This is a genomic window from Nocardiopsis coralli (assembly GCF_014892575.1).
Classification (GTDB): Bacteria; Actinomycetota; Actinomycetes; order Streptosporangiales; family Streptosporangiaceae; genus Nocardiopsis; species Nocardiopsis coralli.
Window position 1 is genome coordinate 1 of sequence record NZ_JADBGI010000047.1, and the last position, 10,027, is coordinate 10,027.

Below are 10,027 nucleotides of genomic sequence, written 5' to 3' on the forward strand. Positions count from 1 at the left end.
ACAGAACGCCAGATCCCCACCCGGTTCAAGGACCACCCCACCCCGACCACGCCACCGCACCCACCGCCCCCCCCTCACACGTCCCGGTGCCCGCGTTGCGCTCCACCCCCACACCCGCCGCGCCCGCGCGCCCGCCCGCGCCTGTGCCAGGATGCAGCCCATGTCGGTACGAGAACTCCTGGTCCTGGGCACCTCCAGCGCCGTGCCCACCCGCCGCCGCAACCACAACGGCTACTTCCTGCGCTTCGACGACCACGGAATCCTCATCGACCCCGGTGAAGGCACCCAACGCCAGATGCGCACCGCCGGCGTCTCGGCCACCGACATCACCCGCATCCTCATCACCCACTTCCACGGCGACCACAGCCTGGGCCTGCCCGGAACCATCCAACGCATCGCCCGCGACCAGGTCCCCCACACCGTGCGCATCGCCTACCCCGCCCAGGGCCAGGACCACTTCGACCGCCTGCGCCACGCCACCGCCTTCGTCGACACCGACCGCATCACCGCCCAACCCGTGGGCGGCCACGGCGCCTGCCCCACCGGCGAGCCGAACCTGCACATCAGCGCCCTGCCCCTGCACCACTCGGTGCCCACCTACGGCTACCGCATCGCCGAACCCGACACCTGGCGCCTGGACCCCCACGCCCTGGCCCAACACGGCATCACCGGCCCCGACGCCGGACACATCAAGACCCACGGCCACCTCACCCGCCCCGACGGCACCACCGTGCACCTGGAACAGGTCGCCCGCCCACGCCCGGGCCAGGTCGTGGCCCACGTCATGGACACCGCGCCCTGCCCCCAGGCCGAAGAACTGGCCGCCGGGGCCGACCTGCTCATCATCGAATCCACCTACCTGGACAGCGAAGAACACCTGGCCCGCGCCTACGGCCACCTCACCGCCCGCCAGGCCGCAGGCATCGCCGCCCGCGCCGGGGTGCGCCACCTGGTGCTGACCCACATCTCCGAACGCTACGAACACGGCGACGACCAGCGCTTCCTCGACCAGGCTGCCCAGGTCTACCCGGGCCCGACCACCCTGGCCGCGGACCTGGACCGCATCGCCCTGCCCCCGCGCCGCTGACCGGCCACGGCGCATGTGCCCACACACGCCCGGGTAGGCCCACCCCGCCACACACCCAGCGGGCGAGGGGGAGCACATGAAGATCGCCGTGGTGGGCGCCGGCGCCGTCGGCGCCGCCGTGACCACCTGCCTGGTCCAACAGGGCGAAGCCGAACAGATCGTGCTCATCGACGCCGACACCGCCCGCGCACACGCCCTGGCCCTGGCCCGCTGTGTACTGCGCGACGAGGGCCGCGTCATGACGGTGGCCTCCTACAACGACCACTTCGGGGCGACCCTGTCCCTGACCTCGGTGGTGGGGGCCGCAGGCGTGCGCCGTGTCCTGGAGCCGCCCTTGAGCCAGGACGAGAGCCAGGCCCTGAACGAGAGCGCCCGCGCCCTGCGCGAGGCGGCCCGGTCCCTGAACCGGTGAGGCGCCCGGTCGCCCTGGCGGTGCTGACCGCCTGCGCCGGGGGCATGGACCTGATCTCGGTGGCGGTGCTGGGCGGGGTCTTCAGCGGCATCATCACCGGAAACCTCGTGCACGTGGGCCACGGTCTGGGCGCGGGCCAGTGGACCCTGGCGGCCACCGCTGCGGGCGCGGTGGCCGCCTTCGCCGCCGGGGTGGGCGCGGCCTCGGCGATCATGGGCGCACCCCAGCGCCGCACCCGCTCGCGCGTGCGCCTGCAACTGGCGCTGCAGACCACCGCGGTCGTGGCCTTCGCCGCAGCCTGGGCCGCGCTGGGCGGCGAGCCCTCCACCGTGCAGGCCCCGGCCCTGCTGGTTCTGGCCGCCCTGGCCATGGGGGCCCAGAGCGCGTGGGCGCGCGAGAGCGGGGCCTCCACCACCTACCTGACCGGCACCCTGACCGCCGCGCTCTCCGATGCCGCCACCGGCCAGGGCCTGGCACGGCACCGGTGGGCGCTGGCCCGCCTGGGCTTCCTGCTGGCCGGGGCCGCGGCCACCACGGTGTGCCTGATCCACTACCCGGGCGCGGCCGCGCTGGTCCCGGCCGGGTGCGCGGTGTGCGGGGCGGTGCTGTGGTGGCGCTGAACCCCTCGATCCCTCCGAGGGCCGACACACCGACGCCGGGTGTTCACGCCCTGTTACCCGTGGCGCGCTAGGTTCCCCACGTCCCCTCCCCCTCGCACACGAAAGGCACCCCGCGCCCATGCGTGCACCCGTCCGACGAACCCTGGTCCGCTCCGGCGCCGCGCTGAGCGGTCTGACCGTGGCCACCGGCCTGTTCTGGATCGCCCCGCAGGCCCTGGCCCAGGAGGCGGCGCCCGACCGCGTCCTGCTCTCGCCCACCGCCGACCCGGCCACCTCTCAGACCGTGACCTGGCGCACCACGGGCGAGGCCGACGCCGAACTGCAGATCGCCCCCGCCTCCGACCCCGAGCAGGTCACCACTGTGGCCGCCTCCGCCACCGGCCAGGCCGGGGGCACCTTCTACGCCGCCACCGCCACCGATCTGGAACCGGGCACCGACTACCGGTACCGGGTCGGCGACGGCGCCGACCAGCTGGGCCCGTGGCAGCACTTCACCACCGCCGCCCAAGACGCCGAGCCCTTCACGTTCTTGTCCTTCGGCGATGTGCAGACCGACATCACCGAGGGGGCCGGGCCCGTCATCGAGGCCGCCCTGGAGGCCGAACCCGACGCCGACCTGGCCGTGCACGCCGGCGACCTCATCGACGACGCCAACGACGAGCAGCAGTGGAACCAGTGGTACGGCGCCTTCGGTGAGGCGACCGGGTCCATGAACCACGTGGCCGTGCCCGGCAACCACGAGTACTCCCTGTTGACCCTGTCCCAGTACTGGCCGCTGCAGTTCCCCGGCCCCGGAAACGGCCCCGACACCGGCGGGGCCGACCTGGCCGAGACGGTCGGCTACACCGACCACCAGGGCGTGCGCTTCATCTCCCTGAACTCCAACTACCGCGACGCCGCGCCCCTGTCGCCGGACCGCTGGCTGCAGGAACAGGCCCAGTGGCTGGAGCAGACTCTTCAGTCCAACCCCCACCCCTGGACGGTCGTCAACTTCCACCACCCGCTCTTCTCCAACAGCCCCGGCCGCGACAACGGCCCCCTGCGCGATGCGTGGCTGCAGGTCCTGGAGGAGCACGACGTCGACCTGGTCCTGCAGGGCCACGACCACTCCTACAGCCGCGGCAACCTCACCGAGCACCGCACCGACGAGCAGGACGTGCACACCGGCCCGGTCTACGCGGTGACCGTGACCGGGCCCAAGATGTACGAGGCCGGCCAGGACAACTGGACCGACCACGGCGCCGAGGTGCGGGTGCAGGCCACCGACACCCAGACCTTCCAGAGCGTGCAGGTCGAGGACGGGCAGTTGGACTACAGCGCCCTGACCGCTTCCGGTGAGGTGGTGGACTCCTTCACCATCACCAAGGACGACCAGGGCCAGGACAAGCGGGTCACCGACGGCCCCGGCCTGGACTGACCTTCACGGGCGCCGGAACGTGTGCGGGACTCGGCCACCGCGCGCCGGGCGGCCGCGGTCCTCTCACGACCGGCCCGCGGGCTGGGCGTCCCCGGTGCCCCGGGCCGGGCCCGCCAGGCGGCGCGCACGCTCCAGGGTGGCCCCGGCCCGCTCGAGGTGGCCGGGGCCGACACCGAATTCACCGCGGGCCAGGTCGCGGGCGCGCGCCAGGGCCACCACCGCCCGGCCCAGCCGCCGCCGGTGGTGGGGGCCCTGCCCTTGTGCGAAGCGGGCACAGCACACCTCGCACTCGGCGCGGGCCTGTTCCAGGTGCTCGGCCGCGGTGCGGTTGGGCAGCAGCGCGCACACCACCAGCCCCACCAGCGCTCCCAGCACCGTGGCCCACAGGCGCTCGCCGGCCAGGTCCTGGGCGGCGGTTCCGGGGTGAGCCAGGCTGGACAGCGCCAGGGTCAGCGGGGTCACGAACACGATCGCGTAGGAGTAGTTGGTGCCCACCACCAGCTCGGCGGCCATCTGCAGCACCACCACCAGGGCGATGGTGCCCAGCACCGAGTAGTCGGTCCAGAACAGGGCCGCGGCCAGCACCACCCCGGCCACGGTGCCCGCGGCGCGCTGCAGGGTGCGGTGCCAGGTGGTGGTGACGTTGGTGGCCTGCAGCACCGACCCGGCCGAGACCGCGGCCCAGTACCCGTGTCCCATGCCCAGGGCCCAGGCGGCGGCACCCGCGGCCAGGGAGGCCACCACGATCCGCACCACCGACACCCGGGTGGGCGAGGGCCGCCGCCAGGCCCGGCGCAGGGCGCGGCCCATGGCGGGCACCGTGTGGTGGGTGCGCATGCGGTGGGCCCGGTCGGTGAAGGCGCGGTGCTCGCCACTGCTCAGCGCCGGCTGAGGGCGCACCTCGCGGCGCGCCCGGCGGGCCATCTCGCCCAGCTCGGCGCCGGCGCGGGCGCGCTCCAGGTCGCTGTGGGCCCCGGTGAACAGGTCCTCGGCCCGGGCGGTGAGCAGCTCCAGGTCACGGTGGAGCGGCCCCGGCGCGCGCGCCGACAGCAGGGTGGACCAGGCCGTTTCCAGGGCCTCTTCGGCCCCGGCGGTGGTGGTGGGGCCGGGCGAGCGCAGGTGTCGGGCCACGGCGTGCAGGGCGCGGGCGGTGGCCAGGCGTTCGGGTGCGCGCGCCCAGGCCAGGGCTCCGACCTGGGCCAGGGACCAGGACAGGGCGGCCGCCGCGGCGGTGGTGGCCACCACCAGCGGGACCTGGGCCGCCTCCAGGGGGTTGTAGGCGGCCACCCCGGCGGCGAAGACGAACATGAGCCCGCCGGGCGGTCCGAAGGCCAGCGCGTCGGCCAGGTACTTGGCGCCCCCGGCCACCAGGGCACCGGTGACCACGGCGGCCAGGGTGTGGGCGAGCAGGACCTGGGTGAGCGCGCCCGCGGCCACCGATGCGGTCAGGGCGGCGCCGACCACGGCCAGCAGCCGGCGGCGCCGGGCGTAGGTCTCGTCGCGTGCGTACAGGGCGGTGAAGCAGCCCATCGCCGCGTACGGGATCAGGTCCACGCGCCCCAGCGCGTACAGGGTGCCCAGAGCCAGGGTGACGCTGAGTCCGGCGCGCAGGGCGGTGGCCCAGACGTTGCCGTGCACGGTGCGGGGCGTCAGGGCGCCGCGGGCGGTGAGGGTGCGGGCCACCCGACCCCATAAAGACCACAAGTAGTTCACAAGTAAATTATTGTAGGGTTTTTCCCCACCACCCACAACCGACCGACCAGGAACCCCACGTGAGCGACGCCCTCTCCCGCTTCCGCGACAGCTGGGCCCACCTGCGCCCCGACCTCGACCTGTCCAGCATGGAAGCCATCGGACGCGTCCTGCGCCTGGCCGCCCTCATGCACCACATCACCGACACCGCCCTGACCGACGCCGAAGTCACCCGCCCCGAATTCGAGGTCCTGGCCGCCCTGCGCCGCTCCCCCCACGGCCTGCGCCCACGCCAACTCACCCGCGAAACCGTCTCCTCCAGCGCCGCCACCACCAAACGCCTCACCCGCCTCGAACAGGCCGGCCTCATCACCCGCACCCCCCACCACCGCGACCGCCGCGAAGTCCAGGTCACCCTCACCGACCGCGGCGCCCAGCTCGCCGAAGAACTCTTCACCGGCCAACTCCAGCGCGAGAGCGAACTCCTGGCCCCCCTGAACCCCGACGAACGCGCCCAACTCGCCCACCTGCTCCAGCGCGTCCTGGCCCCCATCGACCGCGCCTGAGTCCGCCCCTGTGGCCCCCTCCACCCGCCTGGCACACGCCGTGCGCGCCCTGACCGGAACCAACGCCCCGCTCACCGGCGGCACCAAAAAAGCCGCCTGGCGCCTACGCCTGGGCCACGCCGCGCACTGAACACACGACCAGGGGCGGCCCCGCGCGCTCACCGCGCAGGTCCGCCCCCTCTCCGACCGCGCTCAAGCCCCGGCGCGCGCCCCGTCCAGGAACAACCCCACCAACTCCTCGGCCGCCGGGCCCGGATCACCCATCATGTCCACCGCACGCGCCAGATGCAGGAACGCATTGCACAACACCCCGGGCTCGCGCCCGGCCAACTCCCCCTCCCGCACCGCGCGCGCGAACCGCTCGGTCATCGGCTCCAACAACCGCCGCGTGTAGGCCTGGGTGATGCGCTCGCGCGCCCCGGGATCCAGCTCCGGCAGGGAGTCGAACAGGTGCTGCTCGAAGGAGGTCGTGGCCCCGGTGGGATCGGCCACCGCCTCGGTGATGACCGCGCGCAGCTGAGCGGCCAGATCACCCTCCACCTCCAGCGCGCGGGCCAGGTCGGCGCCCCGGCTCTCGATCGCCGCCAGCGCCACCTCGGCGTGCAGGGTCTCCTTGCCGCCGGGGAAGTGGTGGTACAGGGAGGGTTTGCGCACCCCCACCTCGCGCGCGACCGCGTCCAGGGACGTACCGCGGTAGCCGTGGGCGGCGAAGTGCTCGGCGTAGACCTGCAGCGCCCGGGCACGGGTGGGGGTGGAACTGGGCATCGGTTCGGGCTCCTCGCGGCCGTGGGATCGTCGAACGGCCCGAGCGAGAACGCCCCGGCCTGCACACCCGAAACTACCTACCGGACGGTAGAGACACAATCGCACCCCCAGGAGCCACCCATGCCCATGCCCCCACCCACCGGCCACCTACCCCTGACCCACGGCCACACCATGGCCTACTACACCACCGGCAACCCCCACGCCCGCCCCACCCTGGCCCTGCACGGTGGCCCCGGATCCGGCGCCAACCCCGGCTACGCCCACTTCCTCGACACCACCCGCCACCACCTCATCCAGTACGACCAACGCGGCTGCGGCAACTCCACCCCCGACGCCGCCCACCCCCACACCGACCTGACCACCAACACCACAACCCACCTCATCGACGACATCGAAACCCTGCGCACCCACCTGGGCATCGACACCTGGCACCTGCTCGGCGCCTCCTGGGGCACCACACTCGCCCTGGCCTACGCCCAGACCCACCCCCACCGCGTACGCGCCCTCACCCTGATCTCGGTCACCACCACCTCACCCCACGAGATCCACTGGCTCACCCACCAGATGCGCCACGTCTTCCCCGAAGCCTGGCAACACTTCCGCGACGCAGCAGGCCCCGAAGCCGACCCCCACCACCTCGCCCACGCCTACGCCCAACTCCTCCACGACCCCGACCCCACCACCCGCGACCGCGCCGCCCGCGCCTGGTGCACCTGGGAAGACACCCACGTGGCCACCCACCCCCACCACCGGCCCAACCCCCGCTACCAGGACCCCCACCACCGCTACCGCTTCGCCCGCCTGGTCACCCACTACTGGTCCCACCACGCCTTCCTCGAGCACGACCAGCTCATCCACAACGCCCACCGCCTCCACGGCACCCCCGGCGCCCTCATCCACGGACGCATGGACATCTCCTCACCCGCCTCCACCGCCCACACCCTCGCCCGAGCCTGGCCCGACGCCACCCTGACCATCTGCGAGGACGCCGCACACATCAGCGCACAAACCGACATGCTCGCCGCCGCACGCCGAGCCACCGACCGCTTCACCTGAGACCGAACACACCAAGCGGGGGCCGGCGCCACCACGCCCACCCCCGCAACCGCAACCGGCGGCCTCACACACCCACGCGCTCGGCCACCGCCCCCACCAACACCGCCAACTCCTCCTCGGTGTTGTAGTAATGCACCGACGCGCGCACCACCTCCTCGGGCAAGCCCCGGTGCTCCCACACCTGGTTGTGCACCCGCGCCACACTCACATTCACCCCCGCACGCGCCAGGGACGCACGCACCCACTCAGCGCCCACACCCTGAACCGAGAACGTCACGATCCCCGACCGCTCACCCACACGCCCCCGATCCCACACACGCACCCCCGGCAACACCCCCAGGCGCTCACGCAACACCTCACCCAACCAGGCCACACGCTCACCCACCGCCTCCATCCCCAGCGCATAGGCATAATCGGCCGCCACCGCCAACCCCAACTGCCCCGCCACACTGCGCTCGAACGACTCGAACCGGCGCGCATCCTCACGCACCCGGTAGGACTGCGCCCCCACCCACTCGGCCGAGGACACATCCACCACCGCCGGCTCACCCACACGCACCCCCGCACGCGCATACAACAACCCCGTCCCCCGCGGCCCCCGCAAGAACTTGCGCCCCGTCGCCGTCAGGAAATCGCACCCCACCCGGTCCACGTCCACATCCACCTGCCCCACCGACTGGCACGCATCCAACAGGAACAACACCCCCCGAGCCCGGCACAACCGCCCCACCCGCTCCACCGGGTTCACCAACCCGTTGTGCGTGGGCATGTGGTTGAGCGCCACCAACACCACACCGCCGGCGTCCAGGGCCCGCTCCAACGCCCCCACATCCACCACACCGTCGGCGTCATCGGGCACCACCTCCACCCGCGCCCCCACCGCACGCGCGGCCTTGACCAGCCCCATCCCGTTGCTGGAGTACTCACTGACCGTGGTCAACACCCGATCCCCCGCGCCCAGCGGCACCGAACCCAGCGCCAGCTCCCACGCCCGCGTCGCGCTCTCGGCGAAGGCCACCTCCTCGGGCCGCGCACCCAACAGCCGCGCCACCGAGGTGTAGAACCCCTCCACCCGCGCCTCGGCCATCTCCGCGGCCTCATAACCCCCCACCCGGGCCTCCAACCGCAGGTGCCCCACCACCTCCTCCACCACCTGGTCCGGCATCAACGCCGCCCCCGCGTTGTTCAGGTGCACCCGCTCGTCCACGCCCGCCGTCTCCGCACGCACACCCGCAACATCGAAACCCACAGCACACCCCGTATCCACCAGAGCAACACCAATCCAGACCCCACCTACCCCGGCCGACCCCGCCCCAAAGAAACACCAACAAAAAGCAGGGGGCGCCCCCACCCGGGCACCCCCTTCCATGCGGCGCGCAGAGCTCTCAGGCCCAGACCACCTCCTGGCCGTGCTCGCCCGCATGGGCCACCACACGCTCGTCCAGGGCCACCGTGAACATCCCCTCCCTGGGCGGTCGCGCACCCTCCCACCACGGGAAGACCTTCCACCCCTCGTTGGAGACCCAGTGCCCGGGCAAGGACCGCACCACGTCGACGAACGCGTCCCGGTCCGCCTCCGACAGGTACGCCGCCACCGCACTGTGAAAGACCACCAACGTCGCCTCCGCCGGAACCCTGGAGGCCAACTCCGGCAACGCCTGCACCAGATCCCCGGCCACCACCTGCGCCGGCTCGGCCGCCGCCACCCCAGCCGCACCCCGCAACCGCTCGCGCCGGGCCGCTTCCTGCGGGCCCGGCCAGATCAGCGACTCCAACCAGCGCACATCATCAGCAGAGCCCGGATCCAACGGGTTCAGGTCCACCCCGCCCCGCCACACCACCTCAGGGACACGTTCGGGCACCGGAACCGGACCCGAGACCGCACACTCCAGCGCCACACCGCTGTCGGCCGGGCCCACCCAGGGGCCTGCCCCGAACCGGTACCGGTAGCGGTCCGGGTACAGGCACAACCCCGCCGAGGAACCCACCTCCAACAGAGCCAACGGGCCCGGCAACTGCGCCAACACCGGCAACAACACCGCACACCGGCGCGCCTCGTTGGTCTGGGTCAACCGCTCCAGCACCACCGAGCGCACCCGGTCCCAGTGCTCGACCACGAACGCCCGGAACCCGGCCCACTCACCCACCGGCCCGCCCAGGAACCGCACCGCACCCAACAACAGGTTCGGCTGACGTTTGTTACCCGCCGGCAACGACGCCACCAACCCCACCAGGTGCGCATCATCGGCCACACCCCGGGCGATACGCGCATAAGCATCGGCGCCCACCGAAGCGAAATGCTCCGCGAACCCGGCCCACCGAGCCGCGACCTCCTCCTCGGCACCACCCACAGCAGCCACATGCTCCACCGGGCCCACACACCTTTCCATCGGGGGGAAACGAAAAGCACCC

Annotated in this window: 10 protein-coding genes; 6 read left to right on the forward strand and 4 right to left on the reverse strand. The window is 72.8% G+C overall.

The window, feature by feature from the left end; all coding sequences use genetic code 11:
* Positions 1-160 precede the first annotated feature (160 nt).
* The 4 genes from IDM40_RS27565 to IDM40_RS27580 all read left to right on the forward strand — a co-directional run bounded on the left by IDM40_RS27565 (position 161) and on the right by IDM40_RS27580 (position 3,536).
* Positions 161-1,087 carry a ribonuclease Z gene (locus tag IDM40_RS27565; RefSeq protein WP_193125011.1) on the forward strand — a complete coding sequence of 309 codons (927 nt, stop codon included), beginning with the start codon at positions 161-163 and terminating at the stop codon, positions 1,085-1,087.
* 76 nt (positions 1,088-1,163) lie between these two features.
* Positions 1,164-1,499 carry a saccharopine dehydrogenase NADP-binding domain-containing protein gene (locus IDM40_RS27570; RefSeq protein ID WP_193125012.1) on the forward strand — a complete coding sequence of 112 codons (336 nt, stop codon included), beginning with the start codon at positions 1,164-1,166 and terminating at the stop codon, positions 1,497-1,499.
* Positions 1,496-2,119 (forward strand): DUF1275 family protein, encoded by a 624-nt coding sequence (locus IDM40_RS27575; protein ID WP_193125013.1) that lies wholly within the window; start codon positions 1,496-1,498, stop codon positions 2,117-2,119. Before IDM40_RS27570 ends, IDM40_RS27575 begins: the two co-directional genes overlap by 4 nt.
* 118 nt (positions 2,120-2,237) lie before the next feature.
* A complete protein-coding gene (locus IDM40_RS27580; RefSeq protein WP_193125014.1) occupies positions 2,238-3,536 on the forward strand; it encodes a purple acid phosphatase family protein in 1,299 nt (432 codons plus the stop codon).
* 63 nt (positions 3,537-3,599) lie between these two features.
* Here the strand turns inward: IDM40_RS27580 and IDM40_RS28745 are convergent, their stop codons facing one another.
* Positions 3,600-5,219 (reverse strand): FUSC family protein, encoded by a 1,620-nt coding sequence (locus IDM40_RS28745; RefSeq protein ID WP_193125015.1) that lies wholly within the window; start codon positions 5,217-5,219, stop codon positions 3,600-3,602.
* An 89-nt stretch (positions 5,220-5,308) separates the two neighbouring features.
* Here IDM40_RS28745 and IDM40_RS27590 point away from each other — a divergent pair, with 89 nt between their 5' ends.
* The gene (locus tag IDM40_RS27590; RefSeq protein ID WP_193125016.1) at positions 5,309-5,794 is read left to right on the forward strand and encodes a MarR family winged helix-turn-helix transcriptional regulator; all 486 of its coding nucleotides are present in this window, start codon (positions 5,309-5,311) and stop codon (positions 5,792-5,794) included.
* Between the two features lie 192 nt (positions 5,795-5,986).
* On the opposite strand, the gene IDM40_RS27595 is transcribed toward IDM40_RS27590, so the two are convergent.
* Positions 5,987-6,559 (reverse strand): TetR/AcrR family transcriptional regulator, encoded by a 573-nt coding sequence (locus IDM40_RS27595; RefSeq protein WP_193125017.1) that lies wholly within the window; start codon positions 6,557-6,559, stop codon positions 5,987-5,989.
* A gap of 120 nt (positions 6,560-6,679) precedes the next feature.
* Here IDM40_RS27595 and IDM40_RS27600 point away from each other — a divergent pair, with 120 nt between their 5' ends.
* Positions 6,680-7,615 carry an alpha/beta fold hydrolase gene (locus IDM40_RS27600; RefSeq protein WP_193125018.1) on the forward strand — a complete coding sequence of 312 codons (936 nt, stop codon included), beginning with the start codon at positions 6,680-6,682 and terminating at the stop codon, positions 7,613-7,615.
* A 64-nt stretch (positions 7,616-7,679) separates the two neighbouring features.
* Here the strand turns inward: IDM40_RS27600 and IDM40_RS27605 are convergent, their stop codons facing one another.
* Both IDM40_RS27605 and IDM40_RS27610 read right to left on the reverse strand, forming a co-directional pair.
* A complete protein-coding gene (locus tag IDM40_RS27605; RefSeq protein ID WP_328807149.1) occupies positions 7,680-8,864 on the reverse strand; it encodes an aminotransferase class V-fold PLP-dependent enzyme in 1,185 nt (394 codons plus the stop codon).
* Positions 8,865-9,000: 136 nt separating this feature from the next.
* Positions 9,001-9,984 (reverse strand): DUF2332 domain-containing protein, encoded by a 984-nt coding sequence (locus IDM40_RS27610; protein WP_193125019.1) that lies wholly within the window; start codon positions 9,982-9,984, stop codon positions 9,001-9,003.
* Positions 9,985-10,027 lie beyond the last annotated feature (43 nt).

Excerpts from the sequence above, each read along its gene's own strand:
- IDM40_RS27580 (WP_193125014.1), top strand. The coding sequence starts at position 2,238 with ATGCGTGCACCCGTCCGACGAACCCTGGTCCGCTCCGGCGCCGCGCTG.
- IDM40_RS27600 (WP_193125018.1), top strand. The coding sequence starts at position 6,680 with ATGCCCATGCCCCCACCCACCGGCCACCTACCCCTGACCCACGGCCAC.
- IDM40_RS27570 (WP_193125012.1), top strand. The coding sequence starts at position 1,164 with ATGAAGATCGCCGTGGTGGGCGCCGGCGCCGTCGGCGCCGCCGTGACC.
- IDM40_RS27565 (WP_193125011.1), top strand. The coding sequence starts at position 161 with ATGTCGGTACGAGAACTCCTGGTCCTGGGCACCTCCAGCGCCGTGCCC.
- IDM40_RS27595 (WP_193125017.1), bottom strand. The coding sequence starts at position 6,559 with ATGCCCAGTTCCACCCCCACCCGTGCCCGGGCGCTGCAGGTCTACGCC.